30 protein-coding genes are annotated in these 25,173 nt (G+C 62.7%); 15 read left to right on the top strand and 15 right to left on the bottom strand.

What is annotated here, in order from left to right; genetic code table 11:
• Positions 1–65 precede the first annotated feature (65 nt).
• Genes BM045_RS08835 through BM045_RS08820 form a run of 4 tightly spaced genes read left to right on the top strand, consistent with a single transcriptional unit; the run spans position 66 to position 3,220 of the window.
• Positions 66–1,112: an NAD(P)-dependent alcohol dehydrogenase gene (locus BM045_RS08835; protein ID WP_092182305.1), complete on the top strand. Its 1,047-nt coding sequence runs from the start codon at positions 66–68 to the stop codon at positions 1,110–1,112.
• Positions 1,113–1,121: 9 nt separating this feature from the next.
• Positions 1,122–1,907, top strand: a complete 786-nt coding sequence (locus BM045_RS08830; protein WP_092182303.1) for an SDR family NAD(P)-dependent oxidoreductase — start codon at positions 1,122–1,124, stop codon at positions 1,905–1,907.
• Positions 1,889–2,665 carry a hypothetical protein gene (locus BM045_RS08825; RefSeq protein ID WP_139198760.1) on the top strand — a complete coding sequence of 259 codons (777 nt, stop codon included), beginning with the start codon at positions 1,889–1,891 and terminating at the stop codon, positions 2,663–2,665. Before BM045_RS08830 ends, BM045_RS08825 begins: the two co-directional genes overlap by 19 nt.
• A gap of 51 nt (positions 2,666–2,716) precedes the next feature.
• Positions 2,717–3,220 (top strand): MgtC/SapB family protein, encoded by a 504-nt coding sequence (locus BM045_RS08820; protein ID WP_092182299.1) that lies wholly within the window; start codon positions 2,717–2,719, stop codon positions 3,218–3,220.
• A 277-nt stretch (positions 3,221–3,497) separates the two neighbouring features.
• On the opposite strand, the gene BM045_RS08815 is transcribed toward BM045_RS08820, so the two are convergent.
• Entirely contained in the window at positions 3,498–3,944 is a 447-nt protein-coding gene (locus BM045_RS08815; protein WP_139198759.1) for an ANTAR domain-containing protein, read from the bottom strand.
• 282 nt (positions 3,945–4,226) lie between these two features.
• Between BM045_RS08815 and BM045_RS08810 the strand changes: the two genes are divergently transcribed.
• On the top strand, positions 4,227–5,972 hold the full coding sequence (locus BM045_RS08810) for a hypothetical protein (protein WP_092182295.1): 1,746 nt from the start codon (positions 4,227–4,229) through the stop codon (positions 5,970–5,972).
• Here BM045_RS08810 and BM045_RS08805 read toward each other — a convergent pair.
• The 3 genes from BM045_RS08805 to BM045_RS08795 are packed head-to-tail and all read right to left on the bottom strand — an operon-like array spanning position 5,969 to position 8,920.
• The gene (locus tag BM045_RS08805; RefSeq protein WP_092182293.1) at positions 5,969–6,301 is read right to left on the bottom strand and encodes a DMT family transporter; all 333 of its coding nucleotides are present in this window, start codon (positions 6,299–6,301) and stop codon (positions 5,969–5,971) included. The two genes, BM045_RS08810 and BM045_RS08805, sit on opposite strands and share 4 nt — an antisense overlap.
• Positions 6,298–7,599 (bottom strand): UDP-N-acetylmuramoyl-L-alanine--D-glutamate ligase, encoded by a 1,302-nt coding sequence (gene murD / locus BM045_RS08800; RefSeq protein WP_170848443.1) that lies wholly within the window; start codon positions 7,597–7,599, stop codon positions 6,298–6,300. Before murD ends, BM045_RS08805 begins: the two co-directional genes overlap by 4 nt.
• On the bottom strand, positions 7,589–8,920 hold the full coding sequence (locus BM045_RS08795) for a MurL-like N-terminal domain-containing (RefSeq protein WP_092182287.1): 1,332 nt from the start codon (positions 8,918–8,920) through the stop codon (positions 7,589–7,591). The genes murD and BM045_RS08795 overlap by 11 nt, the downstream gene beginning before the upstream one ends.
• Before the next feature lie 122 nt (positions 8,921–9,042).
• Here BM045_RS08795 and BM045_RS08790 point away from each other — a divergent pair, with 122 nt between their 5' ends.
• Positions 9,043–9,468 (top strand): YciI family protein, encoded by a 426-nt coding sequence (locus BM045_RS08790; RefSeq protein ID WP_092182285.1) that lies wholly within the window; start codon positions 9,043–9,045, stop codon positions 9,466–9,468.
• Between the two features lie 260 nt (positions 9,469–9,728).
• Here BM045_RS08790 and BM045_RS08785 read toward each other — a convergent pair whose 3' ends face one another.
• Positions 9,729–10,622 (bottom strand): metallophosphoesterase family protein, encoded by an 894-nt coding sequence (locus BM045_RS08785; RefSeq protein ID WP_092182283.1) that lies wholly within the window; start codon positions 10,620–10,622, stop codon positions 9,729–9,731.
• Positions 10,623–10,732: 110 nt separating this feature from the next.
• Here BM045_RS08785 and BM045_RS08780 point away from each other — a divergent pair, with 110 nt between their 5' ends.
• On the top strand, positions 10,733–11,209 hold the full coding sequence (locus BM045_RS08780; protein ID WP_092182281.1) for an NUDIX domain-containing protein: 477 nt from the start codon (positions 10,733–10,735) through the stop codon (positions 11,207–11,209).
• 1 nt (position 11,210) lies between these two features.
• Here the strand turns inward: BM045_RS08780 and BM045_RS08775 are convergent, their stop codons facing one another.
• Positions 11,211–12,170: a glutathione S-transferase family protein gene (locus BM045_RS08775; RefSeq protein WP_092183166.1), complete on the bottom strand. Its 960-nt coding sequence runs from the start codon at positions 12,168–12,170 to the stop codon at positions 11,211–11,213.
• A 349-nt stretch (positions 12,171–12,519) separates the two neighbouring features.
• On the opposite strand from BM045_RS08775, the gene BM045_RS08770 reads away from it, so the two are divergent.
• From BM045_RS08770 to BM045_RS08760, 3 genes are all read left to right on the top strand, one after another.
• A complete protein-coding gene (locus BM045_RS08770; RefSeq protein ID WP_092182279.1) occupies positions 12,520–13,071 on the top strand; it encodes a GNAT family N-acetyltransferase in 552 nt (183 codons plus the stop codon).
• A 201-nt stretch (positions 13,072–13,272) separates the two neighbouring features.
• Positions 13,273–13,899, top strand: coding sequence for a CoA pyrophosphatase (locus BM045_RS08765; protein ID WP_170848442.1), 627 nt, complete (start codon positions 13,273–13,275; stop codon positions 13,897–13,899).
• Complete coding sequence (locus BM045_RS08760; RefSeq protein ID WP_092182275.1) at positions 13,896–15,062, top strand: CCA tRNA nucleotidyltransferase; 1,167 nt, start codon at positions 13,896–13,898, stop codon at positions 15,060–15,062. The genes BM045_RS08765 and BM045_RS08760 overlap by 4 nt, the downstream gene beginning before the upstream one ends.
• On the opposite strand, the gene BM045_RS08755 is transcribed toward BM045_RS08760, so the two are convergent.
• The 4 genes from BM045_RS08755 to BM045_RS08740 all read right to left on the bottom strand — a co-directional run bounded on the left by BM045_RS08755 (position 15,059) and on the right by BM045_RS08740 (position 18,001).
• Positions 15,059–15,256: a DUF1059 domain-containing protein gene (locus BM045_RS08755; RefSeq protein WP_092182273.1), complete on the bottom strand. Its 198-nt coding sequence runs from the start codon at positions 15,254–15,256 to the stop codon at positions 15,059–15,061. The genes BM045_RS08760 and BM045_RS08755 overlap by 4 nt on opposite strands.
• A 61-nt stretch (positions 15,257–15,317) precedes the next feature.
• Positions 15,318–16,493 (bottom strand): AAA family ATPase, encoded by a 1,176-nt coding sequence (locus BM045_RS08750; protein ID WP_092182271.1) that lies wholly within the window; start codon positions 16,491–16,493, stop codon positions 15,318–15,320.
• Position 16,494: 1 nt separating this feature from the next.
• Positions 16,495–17,367, bottom strand: a complete 873-nt coding sequence (gene hemF, locus BM045_RS08745) for an oxygen-dependent coproporphyrinogen oxidase (RefSeq protein WP_092182269.1) — start codon at positions 17,365–17,367, stop codon at positions 16,495–16,497.
• Positions 17,368–17,530: 163 nt separating this feature from the next.
• Positions 17,531–18,001 carry a tRNA (cytidine(34)-2'-O)-methyltransferase gene (locus tag BM045_RS08740; RefSeq protein WP_092182267.1) on the bottom strand — a complete coding sequence of 157 codons (471 nt, stop codon included), beginning with the start codon at positions 17,999–18,001 and terminating at the stop codon, positions 17,531–17,533.
• Between the two features lie 243 nt (positions 18,002–18,244).
• Here BM045_RS08740 and petA point away from each other — a divergent pair, with 243 nt between their 5' ends.
• The 5 genes from petA to apt all read left to right on the top strand — a co-directional run bounded on the left by petA (position 18,245) and on the right by apt (position 21,823).
• Positions 18,245–18,769: a ubiquinol-cytochrome c reductase iron-sulfur subunit gene (petA, locus tag BM045_RS08735; protein WP_092182265.1), complete on the top strand. Its 525-nt coding sequence runs from the start codon at positions 18,245–18,247 to the stop codon at positions 18,767–18,769.
• An 11-nt stretch (positions 18,770–18,780) separates the two neighbouring features.
• Complete coding sequence (locus BM045_RS08730) at positions 18,781–20,031, top strand: cytochrome b (protein ID WP_092182263.1); 1,251 nt, start codon at positions 18,781–18,783, stop codon at positions 20,029–20,031.
• Positions 20,032–20,048: 17 nt separating this feature from the next.
• Positions 20,049–20,921 carry a cytochrome c1 gene (locus BM045_RS08725; RefSeq protein ID WP_092182261.1) on the top strand — a complete coding sequence of 291 codons (873 nt, stop codon included), beginning with the start codon at positions 20,049–20,051 and terminating at the stop codon, positions 20,919–20,921.
• Between the two features lie 146 nt (positions 20,922–21,067).
• Positions 21,068–21,262, top strand: a complete 195-nt coding sequence (locus tag BM045_RS08720) for a hypothetical protein (RefSeq protein WP_092182259.1) — start codon at positions 21,068–21,070, stop codon at positions 21,260–21,262.
• A 27-nt stretch (positions 21,263–21,289) separates the two neighbouring features.
• Positions 21,290–21,823: an adenine phosphoribosyltransferase gene (gene apt, locus BM045_RS08715; protein WP_092182257.1), complete on the top strand. Its 534-nt coding sequence runs from the start codon at positions 21,290–21,292 to the stop codon at positions 21,821–21,823.
• Between the two features lie 231 nt (positions 21,824–22,054).
• On the opposite strand, the gene BM045_RS08710 is transcribed toward apt, so the two are convergent.
• The 5 genes from BM045_RS08710 to BM045_RS08690 all read right to left on the bottom strand — a co-directional run bounded on the left by BM045_RS08710 (position 22,055) and on the right by BM045_RS08690 (position 25,151).
• Complete coding sequence (locus BM045_RS08710; RefSeq protein ID WP_092182255.1) at positions 22,055–22,453, bottom strand: GFA family protein; 399 nt, start codon at positions 22,451–22,453, stop codon at positions 22,055–22,057.
• 117 nt (positions 22,454–22,570) lie between these two features.
• Positions 22,571–23,590, bottom strand: coding sequence for a TerC family protein (locus BM045_RS08705; protein ID WP_092182253.1), 1,020 nt, complete (start codon positions 23,588–23,590; stop codon positions 22,571–22,573).
• A 159-nt stretch (positions 23,591–23,749) separates the two neighbouring features.
• A complete protein-coding gene (locus tag BM045_RS08700) occupies positions 23,750–24,094 on the bottom strand; it encodes a hypothetical protein (protein WP_092182251.1) in 345 nt (114 codons plus the stop codon).
• A gap of 32 nt (positions 24,095–24,126) precedes the next feature.
• Entirely contained in the window at positions 24,127–24,684 is a 558-nt protein-coding gene (locus tag BM045_RS08695) for a MaoC family dehydratase (protein ID WP_092182249.1), read from the bottom strand.
• The gene (locus BM045_RS08690; RefSeq protein WP_092182248.1) at positions 24,681–25,151 is read right to left on the bottom strand and encodes a MaoC family dehydratase; all 471 of its coding nucleotides are present in this window, start codon (positions 25,149–25,151) and stop codon (positions 24,681–24,683) included. Before BM045_RS08690 ends, BM045_RS08695 begins: the two co-directional genes overlap by 4 nt.
• Positions 25,152–25,173: the final 22 nt, after the last annotated feature.

The raw sequence follows: 25,173 nt of genomic DNA, 5'->3' as shown, positions 1-25,173 counted from the left end.
TTCGCGACGCAGGGGCACTGGGATACAAGATGCTATCGCAATGCCCACTGCCCAGGATGTCCTAGATGACCAAAGTCCGCGCCCTTGTCCTTGAACGCCAGCATGAGCTGGCCCTGCGCGATATCGAGCTGCCGATGGAGGTCGGGCCGGGCATGGTCAAGATCGCCATTCACACGGTCGGCGTCTGCGGCTCGGATGTGCATTACTATACCCATGGCAAGATCGGCCCCTTCGTGGTCAATGCGCCCATGGTGCTGGGGCATGAGGCGGCGGGCACGGTCATCGCGGTCGGGGCCGGGGTGACCCATCTGCAGGTCGGCGATCGCGTTTGCATGGAGCCGGGCATTCCCGATGCCAATTCGCGGGCGTCGCGGCTGGGCATGTATAATGTCGATCCGGCCGTCAGCTTCTGGGCGACGCCGCCGGTGCATGGCGTGCTGACGCCCGAAGTGGTGCATCCGGCCAATTATACCTTCAAGCTGCCCGACCACGTGAGCTTTGCCGAAGGCGCCATGGTCGAGCCTTTTGCGGTGGGCATGCAGGCGGCGACCAAGGCGAAAATCACCCCCGGCGATACCGCCGTGGTGCTGGGCGCCGGGCCGATCGGCACCATGGTGGCCCTGGCGGCCTTGGCCGGCGGCTGTGCCCGGGTGATCGTCGCCGATCTGGCGCAACCAAAGCTTGATATCGCGGCGCAGTATCAGGGCGTCATTCCGCTCAATATCCGCGACAAGAGTGTGGTCGAGGAAGTGTCGCGCCTCACAGATGGCTGGGGCGCTGATGTGGTGTTCGAATGTTCGGGTTCGCCGCATGCCTGGAAGACCATCATGGACCTGCCGCGTCCTGGCGGCGCCATCGTCGTGGTCGGCCTGCCGGTCGAGCCGGTGGCGGTGGATATCGCCGGCGCCTCGGTCAAGGAATTGCGCATCGAGAATGTGTTCCGCTATGCCCATCAATATGACCGCGCCATCGCGCTGATTGCCTCGGGCAAGGTGGACCTCAGGCCGCTGATCTCGGAGACCTTTGCCTTCGAAGAGTCCAAGGCAGCGTTCGACCGGGCGGTGGAAGCGCGGCCGAGCGATGTGAAGCTGCAGATCCGCGTGGCGAAGTAGGAGAGACGCATGGACCTCAACCTGCGCGACAAGGTCGCCGTCATCACCGGCGGCACGGTGGGCATTGGCCTCGCCATTGCCGAGGGCCTGGCAGCCGAGGGGGCCAATCTGGTGCTGGTCGGCCGCAACAAGGAGCGGACCGATGACGAGGTGGCGCGGGTGGCCGACAGGTTCGGCGTCATCGCCATGGGCATCAGCGCCGATGTGGCGACGGCCGAGGGCTGCGATGCGGTGATCAAGGGCGCCACCAAGGGCTTTGGTGGAGTCGATATATTGATCAATAATGCCGGTACCGGCTCCAACGAGACCATTGCCGAGGCAGACGACGCCAAGTGGCAATATTACTGGGAGCTGCATGTGATGGCCGCCGTGCGGCTGGCGCGTGGACTGGTGCCGAGCATGAAGAAGCGCGGCGGCGGCGTGGTGCTGCACAATGCGTCGATCTGTGCCGTGCAGCCGCTGTGGTACGAGCCGATCTATAATACTACCAAGGCTGCGCTGATGATGTTTTCCAAGACCTTGGCCAATGAGGTGGTTGGCGACAATATCCGCGTCAACACGGTCAATCCGGGCCTGGTGCTGACGCCGGACTGGATCAAGACGGCCAAGCAGATTGCCGGCGAGGCCGGCTGGCAGGCGCATCTGCAGGGCGTGGCCGACGAGGCCGGCGGCATGAAGCGGTTTGCGACGCCGGAAGAGCTGGCGAATTTCTTCGTCTTCATGTGTTCGGACAAGGCGAGCTATTCCACCGGCAGCACCTATTTCGTGGATGGCGGTTGGCTGAAGACGGTTTGATGCTGCCCGAAAGCGGTTCGGTTCTTGGCGTCGATGTTGGCTGGTCGCTGAAGCAGCGCTCGAGCGCTGTCTGCCGGCTGGATTGGGATGGCGAGAGCGTGCAATGGACGATCCGGCGGTTCACCGGACAGACCGAACTGCGGGAGGCGGCGATGGCCGAGGTGATCGGCTCTCACCCTCTCCTCGCTGCGGCGCTGGATGGTCCGTTGCGCGGCGATTTGGCGGTGGTCGATAGATATCGCGGCTGCGAAAAGGCGTTGAGCGTCAAGCCTATCGCAGGGCGTATCAGCCAGCCTGGTTCGTCGCGTAGTCCGGTTGGCCGGCTGCTCAATCACCACACCAATGAGTTTGCCCGGCTGGTGATCGATAGCGGCCGACTTCGCGCAGCATCGCATGCACATGCCATCCATCCACTGGCGTTGGCCGAGGCCTTTCCCACCAGCTTTCTTGGCCTGCTGCATCCCGATCCCGAGAAGGGGCTGAGAGTGAGGCGGTCAGATCGTTACTACGAAGCGGCAGTGGCTGATGGCGTGTTGGACCGATTGTTGGGTCACCATCTACCAGGACGGAAGCTAGAGCAGTCCTTCGAAACTGTCACAAATCACGACGATAGCGCTGCGCTGGTCTGTGCCATCACCGCCCTGGGCGTAGCGCGCAATGACTATACAACCGTCGGCGATGACGACGGCTGGATCATCCTGCCGCCCGCAGACTTCATTGCCGACTGGGCGCGTCCGCTCGTCGCGGACTGGAACTAACTCCGGGCAATTCCGATTGTTATACAAGCGTCACAACTCGGAATCCCAGCCATGGATGTCGGTAACGAATTCGGTTTCGTGCAGACCTATCTGCCCCAGCATATCATCGCCATCCGCCTGCTGATCGCGGCGGTGCTCGGGGCGATGATCGGTTTCGAGCGGGAGTTCAATACGGCAGAGGCGGGGCTGCGAACGCATATCCTGATCTCGGTAGCGGCGGCCCTGTTCACCATCCTGGCCTTTGAAATCTATCATACCATCGAGCCGGGCGGGGCCAATGGACCGCAGGCAGATCCGATCCGTGCGGTCGAGGCGGTGACGGCGGGCATCGCCTTTCTGGGCGCGGGCGCCATCTTTCGCGCAGGCGGCAATGTGCAGGGGCTGACGACGGGGGCCGGCATGTGGCTGGCCGGTGCAGTGGGTCTGTCGACGGCACTGGGCTACTATTTCATCGCCTTTGGTGTCGCGGTGCTGGCGGTGATCGTACTCGCCGCACTGCGGGCGCTGGCGCATAATGTCATTGATCCGCAGAAGGACAAGACGAAGCGAAGCTAATTGCCGAAAAGGCCGCGGGGAGAAGCGGAAACTCTGGCATCTGCGCCGAGGGAAGGCGCGCTGCCAATCTGCTTCTCCCCCCGTGCGATCGCGACCGGGAGGTGTCACGACCGTGCGCCCGAGCCAGCTTTCTTGGGAAAGCCGGCGTCTCCTATGCCGGGGCAAACGGCACGAAGATTGGAGTGGCCGGAGGGACGCTTGGGAATGCAGGGCCGATCCGAAGATCCTTCCTGCAGCGCCCCTCCAGACCGTGGCATGCAACCTGTGGACGCAGGCGTTACATGCCAACCGCAACCGGACGCTGACTGCGCGCCCAGAAACTGACAAGGCTTGCCGCTTCGCGCCGATAGGCGTCGCGGTCGGCATGCCGGAAAAAGATTGCCGCAGCGCCGCAATCCTCGAGCGCCTCGCGCTGGTCGCTTTCGCTGGCATGCACCATGGCGACCATGCTGACCCCCTTCTGATGCGGCAGCGGCTGGATCGAGCGGAGGAAATCCATGTTGGCGCAGCTATGCGACTTGAGGTCGACGATGACGAGGCTCGGCCAATGGGCGCTCGGGTCGGTCAGCACATCGACGAGGCGAGCGTGGCCGCGGACAGCATCGCCATACCACTGGACGCGTGGCGACCCTTCGGCCAGCAGCATGCGCGTCAACAGATGCGCCGAATGCTGGTCGTCGTCGATGAGCGCCACGAAGGGCGCGTTTTCCATATGTTCGTTCAATCGATACCCTGACGTCCGGTGGCATGCCGGACAGTGCCGCAAGAGGAAACGCAAGCCGGGTTCTGCACGGGTGCAAAGCCAGGCGGTACTCTGAAACTGGGTGGTCAAGCGTTCCGGTCGGGGCCTAGCCGAGCCGGAACTGTGTCGCGTCGATGACGGCAACGACCGGCCTATGCTGCAGAAGTTTCACTCCTGCTAGGCAATGCGGGGTAAAGTCGCGTAACCCGGCCTTGTATTTTACATGTAAATCGTCAGTATCCAAACTACTGTCGGAGAGGGATTTTGACCAGCCCGGTGCTGCAGCGCGAGATTATCGTGGCGGCTCTTGAGCATTTGCTCGAGTGGCCTGAAATTGCTCGTTCGTCTCAGCTTGCGCGCTTCCTCGAATACATCGTCAACTGCACGCTGGACGGGCAGGAACAGTCGATCAAGGCCTATTCGATTGCCGTTGATGTATTCGGACGCGCGCCGGACTTCGATCCGCAGGCCGATCCGATCGTTCGGGTGCAGGCGCGGCGCCTGCGCAGTCTGCTCGACGACTACTATAGTGGTCCCGGTCTACACGACGCGGTGCAGATTCGTCTGCCGGTGGGGCGCTATATTCCCGAATTTGTCACCGCCCATGCCGAAGCTCTGCCAGACTCGGTGGCAGGGGCCACGCCGGTCGGTGTGCCCATTGTACCGCCACGCGCCGTACGCAACCGGCCCGGCGTGTCCTGGTATGTTCTTGTGGTGATTGCCCTGGGCACCGCCATGGGAGCCTATGCGCTCAGTACGTGGGGGCCGCGCCAGCAGATTGCCGCGGCTTCGGTTGGGGCGCTGCAGGCGCCCACGATCAACGTAGTCGAGTTCCAGAACCTGGCGCAGGCGACGCAGTCGCCGCCGCAGGTGGCGGGCCTCGCCATCGAGCTGGTGACCGATCTGGAACAGTTCGAAAACATCAATGTGCATTACCGGGTCGGCAGCGAGGTCCAGCCGACCGAGGACCTGCCGGTCAATGACTTCGTCCTGACCGGCATCGTGCGGCTCGATGGCGATGTGGTGCAATATAGCGCCATTCTCACCGAGAGCCGGACCGGCACGGTGGTGTGGAACCAGACGCTGTCGGTGCCGGCGGGCGAGGCGGCGACGCCCGGCGTGCTCGACCGGGTATCGCAAGCCTTTGGCCTCGTGCTGGGCAGCCCGCGCGGGCCGCTGCATGCGCCGGCGCGGCAATTGCTGGCGGCAGGCACGCTGGGTAGCGCGGATGCCAATCTCTATCTCTGCCGCGTAATGTTTGATCGCTATCGCGAAACCGGGGCCAGCGCAGATGCGGCTGAGGCGGGCGCCTGCTTAGGCACCTTGCCGGAAATCGACAAGCAGAGTGCGCTTGCGCTGGCGGCCAATGCCAGCCTGATCGCGGAGCAGGGCGGTTCACCGGCGCCCGACGATGCCAGCGCGGCCGAGCGCTTCCGCCTCGCTGAGGTCAACATGGCCAACGCCATCGGGCTAGACCCGATCGGCGGTTTCATCTGGGAGCAGCAGGCGCGGCTGCATGAGGGGCAGGGCGATCTCAATATGGCCCGGGCCGATTATGCCTCGGCCGTGCAGCTCAATCCGGCCAATGCCGATGCCTTGGCAGCTTTCGCCCGGCTGCTGGCGCTGGCCGGCGGCTTGCACGAGGCCGAGCAGATGGCGCGCGATGCAGCCGAGCGCTCGCCGGCCCCACCGCCGTGGTATTTCGGCGTGCCAGCGCTATTGGCGCTGCGCGATGGTGATTTCGCCAGGGCGGTCGAGAGTGCCGAGCTTTATGCACAGGCCGATCGGGAGCTGGGGCCAATCCTCGCCATCATGGCGGCTCAGCGGGCCGGCGACAGCGCCGTGGTCAATCGCTACCTGCCACAGGTGCTTGAGGCGCCAGCTTTCCATGCCAAGGGTGTGCTGCCGCGATTGCGCGAGCGGATCAGCGACGATGGGCTGGTCGAAGACATCCGCACGGCGCTATCCAGCGCCGGTGTGCCCTGGGCGACGCTGACGCGGCCGTTCTAATGCGCCGATGAGTGCGAGAAGAGGTTGATCACCAGCACGCCCGCAAGGATCAGGCCGATGCCGAGCAGCGCCGGCAGGTCGAGCGTCTGGCCATAGGCGAAATAGGCGATGATCGAGACGATGACGATGCCGACGCCTGACCAGATGGCATAGCCGATGCCGACCGGAATGGTCTGCAGCGCCAGCGAGAAGAAGTAGAAGGTTATGCCATAGCCGACCACCACGACGATTGTGGGAATGAGCTGGGTAAAGCCGGCCGAGGCGCGCAGGAATGAGGTGGCGATGACTTCGCCGATAATGGCGATCGCCAGGTAGGCAAAGCCGTTCATGGTCGCTCCGGGGCAAAGATCGCTTCGGCAAGCGCGACAAAGCGTCGGCCGCGTTCCTCGAAATTCTTGAACTGATTGTAGGAGGGCGCGCCGGGCGACAGCACCAGCGCATCGAATTGGTGGCGATGCCGGTAGAGCGCCTGCATGGCCGCTTCGAGATCGCGCTCGGCCAGCACGGTGATATGCGGCGCCGCGGCGCGGGTGGCGGCGGCAAGGCGCGCACCGGTGACCGGCAGGCAGGCCAGCGTGGTGACGCCATAGCCGGCGAGGAGACCAGCCAGTTCGGTATAGTCCTGCGCACGCTCATGGCCGCCGCCGATCAGCGCCAGGCGATAACCGCGATAGGCGGCGAGCGCCGCCTTGGTGGCTTCGGGCGTGGTCGAGATGGAATCATTGATGAACAGCGTGCCGCCGACGCGGTGTTCTTCCAGCCGGTGTGGCAAGGGGACGAAAGCCGCAATGCCACGAATGATGCCGTCGAGCCTGGCGCCAGCGGCCAAAGCAATGCGGGCGGCCAGGTGCGCGTTGTCGAGATTATGCGCGCCCTTGAGGCGCGAGCCGGTGACGGCCTTGTCGACCGCGCTGAGTTCGTCCGGCGCCAGGTCGCGGATCAGCCGGCGGTGGTCGCGGACCGCCATGGCGACGAGGGCATTTCCCTCAGCTGCCGCGCCGAGCGCCACCGGAAAGCCGCCGTCGCGGTCGATCAGATGCAGCTTGTCCTTGTAGTAGCGTTGCACCGAGCCATGCCAGTCGACATGCTCGGGGTAGAGATTGGTCACCGCCGCGATATCGGGCAGGAAGCTCATGTCGGCAGTCTGGTAACTCGAGAGCTCGAAGATCACCACGGCATGCTTGTCGCCGATTTCTAGCGGCGCGAGGCCGACATTGCCGGCGAGGCCCGCATCGACGCCGGAGCGGGTCAGCATCAGGTGGACGAGGGTGGCCGTCGTGGACTTGCCCTTGGTGCCTGTGATCGCAATGACGGTGCGGCCATGCCGGTAGGCCGAACCCCAGAGGTTGAGATTGGACGAGGTGGGAATGCCGGCATCGCGGGCGATGTCGAAAATCGGCTTGTAGCGCGAGACGCCGGGGCTCTTGACGATCAGGCCAAAGCGATGCGCGCGAATGGCCTCGGGCAGGTCGTCTGGAGTGATGACCTCGGTGTCGGGAATATCGGCCGCGCCGCTATCGACGGTGACGAAGACCTGGAGGTCCGGCTGGCGGGCCTTTAGGAAAGCCCGCGTCGAAAGTGCCTCGCGCCCGGCGCCATAGAGCAGGACCGGTTCTTCAAACCGCATAGGCGGCCACCTTGGCGGCGAGCGCCGGCGGAATGTGGTGGTCGTGGCCATCGGTCAGGCATTCGGCCATGGCCAGCTGCAGTTTCGGCTCGCCATATTGCGCAAGGAGGTCCGCCTTGACGGCTTTCACCACAGCCGCGTCGTGCCAATCGGCATGACGGGTCAGCGTATAGAGGCAGGCCGCGGCCTCGAGGATTTCGCCGACGCATTCCCAGGGCTTTTGCCCGGCCAGGCCCGCCAGCTCGCGGACTGAGGCTTCATTGGCCGGATTGTCGAGCAGATTCTTGCCAAAGATCGACAGCAGACGATCCTTGGCCATGAAGGGGGCGAAGATCAGGAAGACGAAGTGGCATTTCGGGCATTCGCCGCACCACAGGTCGCCCTGATGCCCGGCCAGCCGGAAGTTGCGATTGCAGCTCGAAAAGACGCGGTCGAACTTGCTCTCCTGGGTGAAGAGCGAGGCGATGCGGGCTTCGGAATAGGGGCGCAGCAGCGAGAAATATTTCAGCGATCCGCCGGTGGCATCGGAGAGGATGGCGGCGATCAGCAGTTCGAAGCCGAGCGATTTCGAATATTGGTGATTGGTCTCGCGGCCATCGAAGGTGACATTGCCCTCGCTGGCCGAGCGCTCGTTGCTGAGCACGATCTGGTTATAGCCATAGAGCAGGGCGCAGAGCGCCGCGATCATGGAATTGATCGCGGTGGAGGGCACGTGGCCATTGTAAAAGCCGGGCTCCTTGCCGAGGCGGATCATCTCGGCATCCAGCGTACGGGTGATATAGACCGGGGCTGTGCCGATCTTGTCCACCGAGGTCAGGATCGGGCCCTTGGGATTGACCGCGAAGGGCGAAAACTCGACGCCGGTGTGGGTCAAGAGGTCAACGCTGACCAGCGAATCCTTGCCACCACCGATTGGCAGCAGGGCGCGGTTCGGCAGGGTGACGGCGGGGCGGGTGGCTTCGGCGTCGAGCGGGGCATGAATGCTCAGCTTGCCGAAGCGCTGCAGATTGTTGCGGGCATAGAATTCGCCGAGGCCGTTTTCATAGACGTCGATGGCAAAGGCACGCTCGGCCTCGCTCAGCGCGATCTCCGGCGCATGGATTTCGAAGGGCGCGCGCAGCTTAAAATAGCTGACGCCGAGGACGACGGCGGTGAGGTCGAGCAGCTTGCGGAAAGAGGCACGTTCGGCCGCAGCGGCATCGGCGCCGGCCGGAAAACTGAGTTTCTCCACGAAATGCAGATCGCCCAAGGCGTAGCCAAAGCTGGCCAGGCCAGTGGCGGGATCGAAGGTGGGGCGGTCGATGCGGAAGTGTTCGGTCAAGGCGGATACTCGTTGCTCCATCCCCATATAGGTGATTTGCGGGCGTGGCGGGAGTGGGGCAGTTTGCCTGTCGAAATCGCCAAAACTCATTCGTCGTCACGATAGCAACAGAGGAGAGTGCAATGCGTGTCATGGTTTTTGTGAAGGCTACGGCCGATAGCGAAGCGGGCGTCCTCCCGCCGGGCGAACTGCTCGAGGCAATGGGCCGCTACAATGAGGAACTGGTCGATGCCGGCATCATGAAGGGTGGTGACGGGCTGAAACCGTCATCGGCCGGCAAGCGGATTGGCTTCGATGGGGTCGGCAGGACAGTGATCGACGGGCCATTCGCCGAGACCAAGGAACTGGTGGCCGGGTTCTGGATTTGGGAGGTGCGGGACATGGATCACGCGGTGGAATGGGTGAAACGCTGCCCGAACCCGATGCCGGGGTATTCGGAGATCGAGATCCGGCCGGTGTTTGAGATGAGTGATTTTGCCGAGGTGATGACGGCCGAGGCCGAGGCGGTGCATGCGCGCGTGGCGGAGAAGGAGAAGGCGGGGCGTTGAGCTATTGTGGCTAATCATCACCCCACCCTCAATCCCTCCCCATTCAGGGGAGGGAAGCCATCGCTCCGCGCTAGCGGCTCTTCTCATCCCTCCACTTTGTGGGGAGGGTGGCCCCGAAGGGGCGAGTGGGGTAGGTTTGCGCACGGGGCCAGCATTTGGTTGCAGATCGAGTGTGCGGCACATCTGGGCCCTGCGAGCGTAGCTCTTCGGGCCTGCATCGCTAAAATCGCGCCGCTGGCGCGATTTTGCCTGCGGCACGCTCAGCAGATCCGCATCTGCAACCGCATCACAATATCCGTCCCCAGCCGCTGAAAGCCGTACTCCCGCATCGTGCAGGTCCAGCCTTCGCCGACGCGTTCGATGCGGAAGAGGTTGTAGCGGGCCGGATCGTCCAGCGTGCCGCCTTGGGCGGCGCTGGCGGCGGCGACGCCGACCACCGGGACTTCCTTGCCCTTGCCGGGAATCGAATGGATCGAGGAGCGGTGGGTATGGCCGTGCAGCACAAGTTCGGCGCCATGCTCGGCAATCACCTGGCGGAACAGCTTGTGGCCCTTTAAGCCAAACGACGGGTGCTGCAATTCCGGATTGGGCGGATGGTGGATCAGCACGGTGCGGAAATAGCCGGCTTCTCCCATCACCTTGAGAATGCGCCCCAGCCGCTCGGCCTGCTTTTCGTCAAAGCGGCCAATGGCGAGGAATGGCCTCGTCGGCACGGCGCTGGAGCAGGAGATGATGGCCAGTTCATCGCCGACGCGGCGCACGAAGGGGAAGATAGCCTCGTCCAGCGTTTCGCCGCTCATATAATCGCCCCAGATATCCTGCGCGGATTCCAGTGCGCCGGGCACATAGGCATCGTGATTGCCGGGGCAGACGGCCACCTTGTCGGTCGGGCCGAGAGCTTTCAGCCAATCGCCGGCGCGCTCGACTTCGAATTTCAGCGCCAGGTTGACCAGATCGCCAGTCACTGCCGTGAAATCGGCATTCTGTGCCTGCATATGCGTGACCAGATCGGTCAGCGTGGCGCTGTTGAGCTCGCCATGGCGCTTGAGCTTCCAGTTGAGGAAGCCGGTGAGCCGCTTGCCCAATAGGTCGCGCCAAACCACGTCGGGCATGGGAGACAGGTGGATGTCGGAAATATGAGCGAGAGTAATCATCGCGGCCGTAATGCCAGAAGGGGAGGGGCAAGAAAACGGTCAATCGCCCAACGGACCGATTTTGTCGTCATCAAACCTCTGCTACCGGTGACGGAGCTAGGAGAGCATTCATGCAGATGACGCGCACACAGCAGCTTGTCGCCAAGGTGTTTCTGACCGCCAAGGGGCTGTGGCATCGGCTGACCATGGGGTCGCGCGTCATGCTGGTCGATGGCGATCGGGTGCTGCTGATCCGGCATCAGCATGTGCCGGGATGGCAGTTCCCCGGTGGCGGGGTCAGTCCGGGTGAAACGCTGGAACATGCTGGGGCTCGGGAGACGCTGGAAGAAACCGGCTACCGCGTGATCGGTTCCATGCAGCTCTTCGGCATCTATCACAATACCAGCCCGGTGACGAACCGCGACCATGTGGTTTTCTATGTGGCGAAGGCCTTCGAGAAGGACCACGACAAGCGGCCCGACCGGGAGATTGCCGAGGTGGCCTGGTTCGACCGCCATGCGCTGCCCGAGAAGGTGACGCCGGCCACGTCGCAGCGCATCGACGAATATTTCGACAATGCGCCGCGCCGCGACGAGTGGGGCTACTAGTCTACTTCAGGAATTCCAGCTCCGGACCCTTTGGCACCACCCGGGTCGGGTTGATGGTGATGTGGCTCCAGTAGTAATGCGTCTTTATGTGGTCGAGATCGACCGTTTCCTTGACGCCGGGCTGTTCGTAGAGTGCCTTTAGATAATGCGAGATATTCTCGTAGTCGGCGATGCGCTGGCGGTTGCACTTGAAGTGGCCGACATAGACGGCATCGAAGCGCACCAGAGTGGTGAACAGGCGCCAGTCGGCTTCGGTGATGGTGTCGCCGGTCAGGTAGGCGGTTTCGCCCAGCAGGCCTTCGACCCAATCGAGCGCCGCGAACAGCTTGTCGAAGGCACCTTCATAGGCCTCCTGCGTGGTGGCGAAGCCGGCCTTGTAGACGCCATTGTTGATGTCGTCATAGACGCGGGCATTGATCGCATCGATCTTGCCGCGCAGCTCTTCGGGATAGAAATCGTCGGTATTGCCGGTCAGCTCGTCAAAGGCCGAGTTGAACATGCGGATGATTTCCGAGCTCTCGTTGGAAACGATCGTCCCGGTCTTTTTATCCCATAGCACCGGCACGGTGACGCGGCCCGTATAGTCGGCCTGGGCCTTGGTATAGACCTGCCAGAGCGTATCCTTGCCGAACAGCGCATCTCCGGTTGAGCCGGTGGCTGTGTCGAAGCTCCAGCCGGTTTCATCGGGCATCTTTGGGGAAACCACCGAAACCGAGATCAGATCTTCCAGATTTTTCAGCTTGCGGAAGATCAGCGTGCGATGCGCCCAGGGGCAGGCGAGCGAGACATAGAGGTGATAGCGGCCCGCCTCGGCCTTGAAGCCCCCCTCGCCGGAGGGGCCGGCGCTGCCGTCGGCGGTGACCCAATTGCGGAAGCCGGCCTGGCTGCGCTTGAACTCGCCACCGGTCGCCTTGGTGTCGTACCACTGGGTGGACCACTTTCCGTCGATCAATTGTCCCACGATCAAGCCCTTTCCGTCATGTTGTCGACGCGATGTGCGGGTCTGATCCCGCGCATTGATTTGCATTGCCTGACACATAGAGCAGGGCCGTGAGAGCGATAAGGCGGCTCTGCCATAACGAAGTGTTGTGCATTTTGAACACAGACGCCCTGCAGTTCTTGAAAATGGACCTTTGGCCATGATTTTTGTTTTACGCGAGGCCCCCATGGTGCTAATGCGAAATCAGGCGTCGGAGGCGCCCAGGATGGTAAAGGTTTTGCGAGACACACGACGACCGTAAGCGGTCTTTGAAGTGGCGCCCCAAGGGGTGCCCGGTTTGTCCTACGCATCCCCATTCTGGATCATTGTCATGACCCCTTCCGCGCCCTCGGCTGCACCTGCTGCTGTCTCCGCTTCGCCCGCTCGCATTCCCACTGTTCGTTACGCCACCGAGGCCGATGACGCCTTTGTCGACGAGCTGCAGGCGATTGCCTTCGGTCCGGGCCGCTTTGCCAAGACGGCCTATCGCATTCGCGAGCGCTTCAAGATCGACACCAGCCTGAGCCTTATTGCCGAAGTCGAAGGCGAGGCCTGCGGTTCGGTGTGGATGACGCCGATTTCCATCGGCGGCCTCAACGGCTGGATGCTGGGCCCGCTGGCCACCCACCCCAATTTCCGCAAGCTCGGCGCCGGCAAGCTGCTGGCCCGCGAAGTCACCAAACGCGCTTTGGCGCGCGGCGATGGCCAGTTCGTCATGCTGGTTGGTGACCGCGATTATTATTGCCCGCTCGGCTGGGAGCCGACCACCTTGGGCAATATCGCCTTCCCCGGCCCGGTCGATCCGAGCCGCGTGCTGGTCTATGCCGAGGACAAGAGCCTGGCGACGACGCTGAGCGGGCCGATCGCGGCCTGGCAGGAATAAGCGGCGAAGACGGAGTTTTCGTTGGATACCCCCACCTAGCCTCCCCCTGATAGGGGGAGGGACTGATCCAGTCTGGGGCAATATCTTGCCAAATCCACAGCGCGGATTCCTCCTCCTATCAAGGGGAGGTTAGGTGGGGGTACTCCGATCCCTCCATCTGCACTAAGCTCCCGCTTCCAAGACTCATTTTCCGGTATCCCCTTGTCGTCCGACGACACCATCATCTCCCGCCTGGCTTCCCGCCTGCTTGCTGCGCCGCCGCCCTTGCCGGCTGCGGAGACGCTGGTGCCGGATTGGGCGCCGCAAAAGCCGTTCAGCCGGCCGCCGGTGCCGGCGGCGGTGCTGATCGCGCTGGTGCGGCGGCCCGAGGGTCATACCGTGCTCTATACCGAGCGCTCGCCGGACCTGCGGGCCCATTCGGGGCAGGTGGCTTTTCCGGGTGGCAAGGTCGATGCCGAGGACGAGGATGTTGCCGCGGCTGCTCTACGCGAGGCCTTCGAGGAGGTCGGCATGGAGCGGGCGGATGCGACGGTGATCGGCTTTATGCCGACCTATTTCACCGGCACCAATTATCTCATCACCCCCGTCGTCGCGACGGTCGAGCCGAGTGGCCCCTTCGTGCCCAATCCGGGCGAGGTACATTCGGTGTTCGAGGTGCCGCTACAGCGCATAATGCTGCCCGAGGCCTATGGCGAGTTTTCCATCAGGCGCGACGGCAAGGAACATCGCACCTGGCAGATCGATCATGACGGCCATCGCATCTGGGGCATTACCGCCAACCTGACCCGCCGCTTCCGCGACCTGGCGATGAGTGAGGCGGCCACATGAACGACTTGGAGCAAGCGGGGTGGCTGCATCGTCCCGAAATCCAGGCGATCTTTGCCGCGCTGGACGGCCACAAGCGCCGCACCCGCGCTGTTGGCGGCGTGGTGCGCGATACGATCATGGGCCGGGCGCATGGCGGCGATATCGACATGGCGACCGAGCTGGTCCCAGACGAGGTGATGGCGCGGGCCAAGGCAGCGGGTATTTCCGTCTATCCGACCGGTATCGACCACGGCACGGTGACGCTGAAACTCGGCGAGGTGCTGGCCGAGGTCACCACTCTGCGCCAGGACGTCGAGACCGATGGCCGACACGCCGTGGTGGCTTTCGGCACCGATTGGGTGGAGGACGCCAAACGTCGCGATTTCACGCTGAACGCCCTGTACTGCGCAGCCGACGGCACCCTGTATGACCCGCTGGGCGGTGTCGAAGATGCCCGCAACGGCGTCGTCCGCTTCATTGGCGATGCCAGCCAGCGCATCGCCGAGGACGGGCTGCGCGCCTATCGCTTCTTCCGTCTTTCGGCGAGCCATGGCGAACAGCGACTCGATCCCGATGGGCTGACGGCCTGTGCAGCAGCGGTTGGCAGGCTCGATCACCTGTCGCGCGAGCGCGTCGGCCATGAGGTCATGCGCATGCTGGCGCTGCCCAAGGTAGCGCTGTCGCTGGCAGTGATGTCGGAAATCCGCCTGCTGCCGTTGAGCGACGAAGCCCTGCGCGCGTTAGTGGCGTATGAGAGCCTTGGCGGGCAGGCGTCACCGACGCGGCTGGCGCTGTTGGCGGGACAGGATACCGATGCGCTGCAGGACGCCTGGCGGCTGTCCAATGAGACGATTAGCGTTGCCAAATCGGTCATGGCAGCGGCGTCTCTGCTGGCAGACGACAAACTCGCCGAAGCCGCCTATCGCCATGGCGAAGCGGCAGTGGAGGGGCTTGCGGCAGCGGCCTCCCTCGGCCATTGGGGCATGGCGCGACTGTCGGAGGCGGCGCGGGTGCTGGCCAAATTGGTCGTACCGCCGTTTCCGCTCAGCGGACATGACTTGACCGGCCTCGGCATGGCGCCGGGACCGGCTCTGGGTGTGGAACTGGCGCGTCTTGAGCGGCTGTGGATCGACAGCGATTTTACGCTGGGGAAGGCCGAACTGCTGACGCTGGTCCGCGTCTAGTGCTTGGTCTTGGGACCTTCGTCTGTATCGACGATGCGTTCCTTGATCCGCTCGATCATGTCGGGGCGGATTTCGGACTCACCATGATAGGCGCGCAGGTTTTCCACGGCGCGGCGAACCACTTCGGCTTCGCTTTCAGCCTCCGCGTGCCAGGTGGCACCAGGGATCAGCGAGCCAGATTCAAAGCGTTTCATTGTCTCATCTCCCGTTTTCTAGGGTTGGGAGAAACGTGCTCGCGGGGCAGGGGTTCCGAGTTTAGTCGTCGGTGAAGTCGCCGAACTGGCCGAGCCCTTCGATCCAGGTGCCGTCGTCATTGCGGATGACCTCGCGGGGCAGCACACCGCTTTCAGCGGCAATGGCATCGGCCAGCTCGCGGGCATGGGTGACGACCCAGACTTGGCTGCGTTCGGCCGCCTTGACGATCAGCCGCGCCAGCATGGGCAGAAGGCTCGGATGCAGGCTGTTTTCGGGCTCGTTGAGCGCGATGAAGGGCGGCAGGCGATAGGAGAGCAGGGCACCGGCCAGTGCCAGGAATTGCAGCGTGCCGTCGGACAGTTCATGCGGACCGAAAACCCGCTTGGGCATTTCGGCATAGCGCATGCCGAAACTGGCAAATTCGCCGACCTCCGGGATCACCAGTTCGGCGCCAGGAAAGGCATCCTCAACGGTGCGATCGAGGTCGATCGTGTCGCCGCGGATATAGCGCAGGGTGGCAAAGACCGCGCCCAGATTGCTGCCATCCGACGCGAGGATAGGTGAGGTCACCGCCCGCGATGGCTTGCGCAGCGCCGACTCGGCATCGGTGCGGAAGCCGTGAAAGAAGCGCCAGGCGATCAGGGAATCTCGTACCAGGGCGATTTCCGAGCGACCGGATAAGACCGCCAGGGCCGTTTCGCTGGCCAGCAGGTCGTCATTGGCCAGTTCGCGCCGCCCGGATGCATCGCGGGCCCAGGCTGAACCGCCCTTGCGATCGAGCAGGCTGACCGCTTTGCCGCGCTGGCGCCAGTCGAGGCTTTCGGATTTGATCTGCGCCTCGTTGGGAAAGGCGGCCACGCCCTTGGCGGGTGCAAAACTGACCTCTAGCGCATAGGTCGGATCGAAACTGCCATCGCCCAGATCGGCAAAGTCGGCCGAGAGGCGGAGGCTATTGCCCTCGTGCTTACGATAGCCGTCGGTGCGGTACATCGGATCGAAGCTGCCGTCGGGCGAAAGGTTCTTGCCGCCGGCCCAGAAGATCGAAGCCAGCCCGCCCTCGGCAGCGATTTCCTGAGCCAGCGTGCCGCGCGCTGCGGCCTGCAGCAGCTCCAGCGACCGATACAGATTAGTCTTGCCCACGCCATTGCCGCCGACCAGCACCGTCAGCTGCCGCACCGGAAACCGGATCTTGCGGACGGAACGGTAGCCGATGATCTCGACGGCGGAGAGGGTCATGTCAGGGCCAGCGCACTTCCGGCGGCATGGATGAGAGAATCGAATTCACATTGCCACCGGTCTTGAGGCCGAAGGTGGTGCCGCGATCATAGAGCAGGTTGAACTCGACGTAACGGCCGCGGCGCACCAACTGTTCGTGGCGGTCGGCGTCGGTCCAGGGTGTCTCGAAATTGCGGCGGACCAGTTCGGGATAGATGCCGAGGAAGGCCTGGCCGACGCTCTGGGTGAATGCGAAGTCGGCATCCCAGTCGCCGGAGTTGTGGTGGTCGTAGAAAATTCCGCCGGTGCCGCGTTGCTCGTTGCGGTGTGGCAGGAAGAAATACTCGTCGCACCAAGCCTTGTAGCGCTGGTAGTCGACGCCGAGGTTCTGGTCGCAGGCGGCCTTCATGGCGGCGTGGAAATCCACGGTGTCCTGGTCATCCTGCGTGCGGCGGCGATCCAGCACCGGGGTCAGGTCGGCGCCGCCGCCGAACCACTGCTTGCCGGTGACGATCATGCGCGTGTTCATATGCACGGCCGGAACATTGGGGTTCCAAGGATGCACGATCAGCGAAATGCCCGAGCTCCAGAATTTGGCGCCTTCCTCGGTGCCCGGCATCTGCTTGGCAAAGTCCGCCGAAAACTCGCCATGCACCGTGGAAATATGGACGCCAGCTTTCTGGAAAACCCGGCCATGGATCATGCCCATTTCGCCGCCGCCACCGGCCGCGCGATCCCAGGGGGAAATTTCGAATTTGCCGGGCGTCATATCGGCATTGGGGCCCTGGACGTCGGCCTCGATCTGCTCGAAAGCGGCGGTGATCCGGTCGCGCAGGCTGCGGAACCAGGCCTGGGCTGTGGCCTTCTTGGCCTCGATGTCGTGTGGAAGTGTCATGGTATCCAAGATCGTTTGATAACTCGCTGTGACGAGTCAGATGACGGTGCGTTCGAGAACCGGAGCGGAGCGTACATGAGTACGTGAGCACCGGAAGCGCAGAAGGCGCCGTCAGATGGCCGTCGCAGCAGAGTTTGCAAACGGTCTTGTGTGAAATGAACCGTCATGTGAGCCCTGTAAACCCGTCGGTCTGCCTTTTTGCTTCGCCCAGGATAAGCGTTGCGGCCAGCGCCACATTGATCGAGCGCAAACCGTCCCGCATCGGAATGCGCACTTTGAGGTCGCATAGGTCGGCCACGGTATCGGGTACGCCGGCGCTTTCGCGGCCGACCATCAGGATATCTTGGTCCTCGTAAGCCACGCCATAGGCCGAGGTCTCCGCCTTGGTGGTCAACAGCACCAGCCGCCGGCCCTGCTCCCGCCGCCACTGATCAAAGGCCGTCCAGCTGACATGCTCCTGCACCGCGGCATGATCGACATAATCCATCCCCGCCCGAGCCAGCGCCTTGGGCGAAAAGGGAAATCCGGTCGGGTGGATCAGGTGGATCGTGGTGCCGAGACAGGCGCCGAGGCGGATCAGCGTGCCGGTATTGTTGGCAATATCGGGTTGATAGAGGGCGAGGTCGACCGGCATTGCGAATTTCCCAAAACAGAGCATTGGCGGGCGGCTGGCGGGGCCGGCGTGCGCGATAGTGCGGGTATAGTGTCGCAGTTGATCGGTGTCATTCTTAGGCGCACTGGACAAGTGTCTGGGACAGTGCAAAAAGAGCCCAACTGACGGGCCGCTTGAGGGCGGACGGCTGCCGATTCTGCGTATGCGTGATTTGGTTTAGCCGCTGCCGGCCGCGTCAAATGTGATTGTACGGGGATACGGACCTTGGCCACGCAAGCTCACCATTCAACGACTCGGCGGGATTTTATCTTCGTCGCAACTGGCTCTGTGGCCGCCGTCGGCGCTGCCGCAACGGTCTGGCCACTGATCAACCAGCTTAATCCCGACGCTTCGACGCTGGCACTCGCCAGCATCGAATTCAACCTCGCGAATATTCCCGAGGGGCAGTCGGTGACCATTACCTGGCGCGGTCTGCCGGTCTTCGTGCGTCACCGCACCCAGGCCGAGATCGACGAGGCGCGGGCGGTTCCGCTCAGCGAGCTCAAGGATCCGGCAACGGACGAGCAGCGCACCAAGGAAGGCCACGCCCAGTGGCTGATCATGATCGCCAACTGCACCCACCTCGGCTGTGTGCCGGTGGGCGATTCGGGTGATTTCGACGGCTGGTTCTGCCCCTGCCATGGCTCGCACTACGATAGTGCCGGCCGCATCCGTCGCGGGCCAGCACCGGCCAATCTGGTGCTGCCGCCTTATGAATTCCTCAGCGATACGCTGGTCCAGATCGGTTAGTGGGGGCACCAATGTCAGAACATTCGACTTATACGCCCGGCACTGGCATCGAGAAGTGGCTCGATGAACGCCTGCCGATCATCCGGTTCTCCAAAGAGCACCTGATGGACTTCCCGACGCCGAAGAACCTCAACTACTGGTGGACTTTCGGCGCCATCCTCGTGATGTGCCTGGGTATCCAGATCGTCACCGGCGTGATCCTGGCGATGCATTATACGCCAAACGTCGCCATGGCCTTCGACTCGGTCGAGCATATCCGCCGCGACGTCAATGGCGGCCGCATGATCCAGTCGTTCCACGCCGTGGGCGCTTCAATGTTCTTTGCCGCCGTCTACATCCACATTTTCCGTGGCATGTATTTCGGCTCCTACAAGGCGCCACGCGAGATCCTGTGGATCCTCGGCGTGCTGATCTTTGTGCTGATGATGGCAACCGCCTTCATGGGCTATGTGCTGCCATGGGGCCAGATGTCTGGCTGGGCTGCCACCGTGATCACCAATATCTTCGCGGCCATCCCGGTTATCGGTACCCCGCTGCTCGAGCTGCTGCGCGGCGGTTTCTCGGTCGGCAATCCGACGCTCAACCGCTTCTTCTCGCTGCATTACCTGCTGCCCTTCGTGATCGCGGCCGTCGTTGCGCTGCACATCTGGGCCCTGCATGTGCCGGGCAACAACAATCCGGTCGGCGTCGACGTCAAGGACAGCCGCGATACGCTTCCCTTCCATCCGTATTACACGATGAAGGACGCGTTCGGCATGGTGCTGTTCCTGATCCCGTTCTGCTGGTTCGCCTTCTTTGCACCGGACATCCTGGGTCACCCGGATAACTACATCCAGTTCAACAGCCAGGTAACGCCGGCCCATATCGTTCCGGAATGGTACTTCCTGCCGTTCTACGCGATCCTGCGCGCCATCGACTTCAACATCCTGTTCATCGACTCCAAGCTCGGTGGTGTGATCTTCTTCGGCGGCTCGATCGTCATCCTGTTCTTCCTGCCTTGGCTGGATACGGCAAAGACCCGCTCGGGCAACTTCCGCCCGATGTTCAAGTGGTTCTATTGGATCTTCGTGGTGAACTTCATCGCGCTGACCTATCTTGGCGCGGCTCCGGCCGAAGGCATCTACGTGATCCTCGCGAAGATCAGCACCGCTTACTATTTCCTCCACTTCCTCTTCATTCTGCCGATCCTCGGCCGCATCGAGACGCCCCGGCCGCTGCCGACCAGCATCTCGGAAAGCGTCCTGAGCAAGAAGCACGCGTGAGGGGGGAGGAAAGCATCATGATGAACTTTAAAACCATCCTCACCACGCTGGCCCTGGTTATCGGGACCTCGGGTGTTGCCGTCGCCGCCGATGCGCATTCGACGCCGCATATCGAAAAGCAGAGCTGGAGCTTTGCCGGCATTTTCGGCACCTATGACCAGAACCAGCTGCAGCGCGGCTTCCAGGTGTTCCGCGAAGTCTGTGCCAGCTGCCACGGTGCGCGCCTGATCGCCTTCCGTAACCTGCAGGAAGAGGGCGGCCCGTCGTTCTCCGAAGAGCAGGTCAAGGCGCTGGCGGCCGAGTATGAAGTCGACGACGCAACTGCCGATGGCGGCCGTCGCAAGGCTGTTCCGGCCGATCGCTGGCCGTCGCCCTTCGCCACCGAGCAGGATGCCCGTGACGCCAATGGCGGCGCGCTGCCACCGGATTTCTCGGTGCTGGCCAAGGCCCGCGGCGTGACCGATGCCTTCCCGTTCTGGGTGTTCAACTACTTCACCGGCTATTCGGAAGGCGGCCCGGATTACATCCATGCGCTGCTCAACGGCTACCATGAGGAAGTCCCGGAAAGTGCACCGCACAATTCGGACGGCACCCCGTTCGACCTGGCCGAAGGCAAGCATTACAACGACTACTTCCCCGGCCACGCCATCGGCATGGCACCGCCGCTGTCGGATGGTCTCGTGACCTATGTGGCGGCCGAAGGCGAAGCGGAAGTGCCGCAGACGCTGGACCAGTATTCGCAGGACGTTGCTGCCTATATGATGTGGATGGCTGAGCCGCACCTGGCCGGCCGCAAGCAGACCGGTTTCGTGGTCCTGCTGTTCCTCATCGGCTTCTCCGCTCTGATGTACCTGACCAAGCGCCGCATCTGGCAGGGTATTGAGCACTAAGAGACCGGGCTTCAATGCCAGGAATAGGAAAGGGCCCCATGGGGCCCTTTCGCTTTGTGTGGTCACTTCCCCATCAGGCTCTTGCCATTCGCCCCCTGCGCCGCGATATTCCGGCTAGCGCAAATCACGCGTCGAGGGAGACCGTCATGTCCGCCATCCGCATTGCCGTGACCGTCGTCGGCGCCGCCATCACCATGAGCCGTCATCCCGCCGTCCGCGCCGGCATTGCGGCCGTTGCCGCCAATCCCCGGGCGCGCGAAACCGCCATCACCGTGACGCGCAGCGCCGCCTACAATGCCGGCGTCCTCGCCCGGCACCTGGTGGGCAAGCGCCTCCGCTAATTTTTCTTCAGACGATCAAGGTTTGCCATGTCGCTCGACCTCAAGGCCCTCGTGCGCACGATTCCGGACTATCCCAAGAAGGGTATCCTGTTTCGTGACATCACCACGCTGATCGAGAACCCGGAAGGGTTCAAGGAAAGCGTCGAGCGCATCGCCGCCCAATATCGCGGCAAGGGCATTACCCATGTTGCCGGCATCGAAGCGCGTGGCTTCATCTTCGGCGCGGGCGTCGCCATTGCGCTGGGCGTCGGCTTCATTCCGGTCCGCAAGAAGGGCAAGCTGCCCGGCGAGACCATCGGACAGAATTATGCGCTGGAATATGGCGTCGACACGATCGAGATTCATGCCGATGTGCTCAAAGCCGGTGACAAGGTGCTGGTGGTCGATGACCTGATTGCCACCGGGGGCACGGCCGTCGCGGCGGTGGGCCTGCTGCGCCGCACGGGTGCGGAAGTGGCCGATGCGGCGTTTGTGATCGACCTGCCGGATCTGGGTGGGGCGGAAAAGCTAAAGGCGGAGAAGATTGCGGTGTCGGCGCTGATGGCGTTCGAGGGGCACTAGATTTTAGAAGCTTGCCTTTGGGGATCTTGCATCGAACGAGCCCCACACGCGGTGTCACCCCGGCCTTGAGCCGGGGCCCATCCTGAGATCGCTCCAGGCGCCGCTAGATCGGTCGCTCGAACCACCTTGCGGTAGTGGCAAATCTCGAGATGGATCCCGGCTCAAGGCCGGGATGACACCGTGGGTGTGAAAGCTCTTGAGATGGCAGGGCCCTTTAGAAGCCGGGCTGCCTCACCAACTATTCCGCCCATCCATCTTCTCCACCTCGACACTCTCCCAATCGAAATCATCGATCAGCCGCAGGTTGACGGCGAAGATCTGGCCCGTCGGCATGGCGGTGGGATCGCCGTTCTTTGGCGTGCCATCGCTATTGTACATTGAGGCCCAATCGGGCGAGACGCCCCAGGTCTGCATGCCGCACTGCGCGCAGAAGTGGTGCTGGTTCATGCCTGTCGCTGAATAGAAGCGGTCGTGGTCCTTGGCGGTGATGGTCAACTCACCTGGCTTGAAATAGCCCCAGACGGCGCCGGTGCGGCTGCAGAAGGTACAGTTGCATTCGCCGGCACTCTCGGGCGCGTGGGGCAGGGTGATGCTGGTGTCGCCGCAATGGCAGGTGGCAGTCAGGGACATGGCAAGGCTCCTCGCTGGTGATGGCGGGAGATTAGTCCTCTGTATTGTCAGAGTCTGGCAGCAGCTCTGCCATAAAAAACGGGCCGGCGTTTCCGCCGGCCCGTGATCTCCTCCCGATCAGGGTTCGAGTTGCCCTGTTTCCGGGTGATCCACAGCGCTGATATCAGGCTCGTTGCGCGTCTTGTAGAGCGAGAAGATGATACCGCCCGCCAGGATGGACAGCGTCACGACCAGCGACAGCAGCGTGTCGATATGGATATGCAGCGGCACGAGGAAGATCTTGATACCCACCAGCACCAGGATGATCGCCAGCGAGACCTGCAGGTAACGGAAGCGGTTCATGGCGGCGGCAAGCGCGAAGTAGAGCGAGCGCAGGCCAAGGATGGCGAAGATGTTGGAGGTGTAGACGATGAAGGTGTCCTGCGTCACGGCGAAGACGGCCGGCACGGAGTCGACGGCAAACACCAGGTCGACCACTTCCACCATGATCAGCGCCACGGCCAGCGGGGTCAGCCAGGTGACGATCTTGCCGGTCTTTGGATCGGGAGCCCTGACCGTGAAATTGCGGCCATTGAGCTCCTTGGTGACCCGGAAGCGCTTGGAGATGAACTGATAGACCTTATTGTCTTCAAGGTTCGGCTCTTCGTCCTTGTGCGAGAACATGCGAATGCCGGTGAAGACGAGGAATGCACCGAAGCCGAAGAGGATCCAGTTGAACTCGTTGACCAGTGCTGCGCCGAGACCGATCAGCACGGCCCGGAACAGGATCACGCCCAGAATGCCCCAGAACAGCACGCGGTGCTGGTAGATGCGCGGAATTGCGAGGAAGCCGAAAATCGTGGCGATGACGAACATATTGTCCATCGCAAGGGACTGTTCGAGCAGGTAGCCGGTATAGAATTCGAGGCCGGCTTCGGCGCCGCGCTGCCACCAGACCCAGCCACCAAAGGCCAGGGCAATCAGCACGTAGAAGCCGTAAAGGATCAGGCTTTCCTTGGCCCCAATCTCGTGTTCGTCCTTGTGCAGGACGCCGAGATCGAAAACCAGCAGAGCAATCACGATCGCAATGAACGCGACCCAGAAATAGACGGGTGTACCCAAAAAATCGCCCGATAGGGCGGCAAGCAGCTGTTCCATCAGCCGGACCTTTCTCCATGAAGTTTGGAGCAGCTCCGACATCACGAGGACAATAGGTATCCTCGCCAGAGGGGCCCGGCGCTGCAGGGTCAAAATGCCTGAAACGACGGAAAGTTCAAGCCCGCGCGGCGGAATGTCGCGAAATGAAAGTTGGATCGCCTACCGCGGCGTGCAGAGCATCACGATGGTATCCGGCGTTTCCAACTGGATCGCGGTGCCATAGGTGGGATCGGGAATCAGCCGGCCGGCCTGGATGGTGCGGGTGGTTTTGAGCCCGCCATCGTTGAAGCCGACGCCGTCATCATAGAGGGTAATGGTACCGGTGCCCGAGCTCTTGTCGCCCACAACGGTCGAGGCAAAGCCATAGACCTGGCCATAAATGGTCAGGATGCCCGCCTTGGCGGTGGTGGCGTCACGACAAGCCCAATTGCCCGAATAGGCCTGAGCAAGGCTCGGCGTGGCGGAGAGGGCGGTGATTGCAGCTATGAGGGCGATTCGGCGCATGCGGCAGAGAGTGCCGGTGCGCCGAAGGGCTTTCAAGTGCTGCGCTTGAGCAAAGGACCGATCAGCGGCGCTTTGGTGAGGGCAAGCAACAGTTTGAGCTTCAGAGGCATCTTGTAGTCGCGCCGCTTGGAGAAGCCGACCAGGTCGGCGCGATAGACCAGCTCGCCGCGCTGATTGACGGCCGTGATCTTGTTGAACAGCAGGCCCCAGCCGGGAATGGAATTGGAGGCGCGCTTGTCGGTCACCACCAGCTCATAGGTCACCGTATCGCCGGGCCGCACCGGCACCTTGAATGCCATGGAATTGACGCCGGGGGAGGGGCCCGAAACGCCGGGCTCCTCGCCGAGACCGCGCAGGCGTTGTTCCTCGGCAAACAGCGTATCGACCATCTTGCGATGGCCTACGCTGACCGTATGCCAGCCGCTGGCGACGAGGCCGCCAAAATGGCTGTGCTTGGCCGCTTCCGGGTCGATGTGGAAATATTGCGGGTCATAGAGCGTGGCGAAACGGATGATCTCGTCGGCGTTGAAGGTGTAGTCGCCCAAAGCAAACACTTCGTCCAGGACGATGTCTTCAAACCAGCGGGTCATGCCGCGTCCCTCGTCTCGATCAGATTGGCAAGCCGCATGGTCAGCACCGGAGCGTTGTTCTGGTTCCGCACTTCGAAATCGAGGGTCATGATGCCCCATTGGCGATGGCTGCCCGAGCGGCGCAGCTCGGCAATGGTGACCGTGCCGCCGATGGTGTCGCCGACCATGACCGGGTTCTTCCACTTGAGATTTTCAAATCCAAGTCCGCCGGCCGAGGCGACGGTGTTGAGAAAGCTGTCGACCAGCATGCGCAGGCTCAGCGCCCCGGTCTGCCAGCCGCTCGAGGCGAGGCCGCCGAGCAGGCTCGCCTTTGCGGCGGCCTCATCGAGATGGAATGGGAATGGGTCGAACTCGCGGGCAAAGGTGATGATCATCTCCTTGCTCACGGTGACATGGCCCAGGTCGATCACCTCGCCGACCGAAAGATCCTCGAAATGGCGACGGTTTTCGGTGACAGGATTGGTCATCAGCTTGCCCTATACGTCAACG

This window comes from Devosia sp. YR412 (genome assembly GCF_900110945.1).
GTDB lineage: Bacteria > Pseudomonadota > Alphaproteobacteria > Rhizobiales > Devosiaceae > Devosia.
This window is presented reverse-complemented; position numbering and strand designations above follow the sequence as displayed.

Excerpts from the sequence above, each read along its gene's own strand:
- BM045_RS08720 (WP_092182259.1), top strand. The coding sequence starts at position 21,068 with ATGTCCGCCATCCGCATTGCCGTGACCGTCGTCGGCGCCGCCATCACC.
- BM045_RS08780 (WP_092182281.1), top strand. The coding sequence starts at position 10,733 with ATGCAGATGACGCGCACACAGCAGCTTGTCGCCAAGGTGTTTCTGACC.
- BM045_RS08705 (WP_092182253.1), bottom strand. The coding sequence starts at position 23,590 with ATGGAACAGCTGCTTGCCGCCCTATCGGGCGATTTTTTGGGTACACCC.
- BM045_RS08750 (WP_092182271.1), bottom strand. The coding sequence starts at position 16,493 with ATGACCCTCTCCGCCGTCGAGATCATCGGCTACCGTTCCGTCCGCAAG.
- BM045_RS08830 (WP_092182303.1), top strand. The coding sequence starts at position 1,122 with ATGGACCTCAACCTGCGCGACAAGGTCGCCGTCATCACCGGCGGCACG.
- BM045_RS08805 (WP_092182293.1), bottom strand. The coding sequence starts at position 6,301 with ATGAACGGCTTTGCCTACCTGGCGATCGCCATTATCGGCGAAGTCATC.
- murD (WP_170848443.1), bottom strand. The coding sequence starts at position 7,599 with ATGCGGTTTGAAGAACCGGTCCTGCTCTATGGCGCCGGGCGCGAGGCA.
- BM045_RS08760 (WP_092182275.1), top strand. The coding sequence starts at position 13,896 with ATGAACGACTTGGAGCAAGCGGGGTGGCTGCATCGTCCCGAAATCCAG.
- BM045_RS08820 (WP_092182299.1), top strand. The coding sequence starts at position 2,717 with ATGGATGTCGGTAACGAATTCGGTTTCGTGCAGACCTATCTGCCCCAG.
- BM045_RS08730 (WP_092182263.1), top strand. The coding sequence starts at position 18,781 with ATGTCAGAACATTCGACTTATACGCCCGGCACTGGCATCGAGAAGTGG.
- BM045_RS08695 (WP_092182249.1), bottom strand. The coding sequence starts at position 24,684 with ATGACCCGCTGGTTTGAAGACATCGTCCTGGACGAAGTGTTTGCTTTG.
- BM045_RS08700 (WP_092182251.1), bottom strand. The coding sequence starts at position 24,094 with ATGCGCCGAATCGCCCTCATAGCTGCAATCACCGCCCTCTCCGCCACG.
- apt (WP_092182257.1), top strand. The coding sequence starts at position 21,290 with ATGTCGCTCGACCTCAAGGCCCTCGTGCGCACGATTCCGGACTATCCC.
- BM045_RS08740 (WP_092182267.1), bottom strand. The coding sequence starts at position 18,001 with ATGCCGGTCGACCTCGCCCTCTATCAACCCGATATTGCCAACAATACC.
- BM045_RS08835 (WP_092182305.1), top strand. The coding sequence starts at position 66 with ATGACCAAAGTCCGCGCCCTTGTCCTTGAACGCCAGCATGAGCTGGCC.
- hemF (WP_092182269.1), bottom strand. The coding sequence starts at position 17,367 with ATGACACTTCCACACGACATCGAGGCCAAGAAGGCCACAGCCCAGGCC.
- BM045_RS08690 (WP_092182248.1), bottom strand. The coding sequence starts at position 25,151 with ATGACCAATCCTGTCACCGAAAACCGTCGCCATTTCGAGGATCTTTCG.
- BM045_RS08710 (WP_092182255.1), bottom strand. The coding sequence starts at position 22,453 with ATGTCCCTGACTGCCACCTGCCATTGCGGCGACACCAGCATCACCCTG.
- BM045_RS08755 (WP_092182273.1), bottom strand. The coding sequence starts at position 15,256 with ATGAAACGCTTTGAATCTGGCTCGCTGATCCCTGGTGCCACCTGGCAC.
- BM045_RS08785 (WP_092182283.1), bottom strand. The coding sequence starts at position 10,622 with ATGATTACTCTCGCTCATATTTCCGACATCCACCTGTCTCCCATGCCC.
- BM045_RS08770 (WP_092182279.1), top strand. The coding sequence starts at position 12,520 with ATGACCCCTTCCGCGCCCTCGGCTGCACCTGCTGCTGTCTCCGCTTCG.
- BM045_RS08725 (WP_092182261.1), top strand. The coding sequence starts at position 20,049 with ATGATGAACTTTAAAACCATCCTCACCACGCTGGCCCTGGTTATCGGG.
- BM045_RS08790 (WP_092182285.1), top strand. The coding sequence starts at position 9,043 with ATGCGTGTCATGGTTTTTGTGAAGGCTACGGCCGATAGCGAAGCGGGC.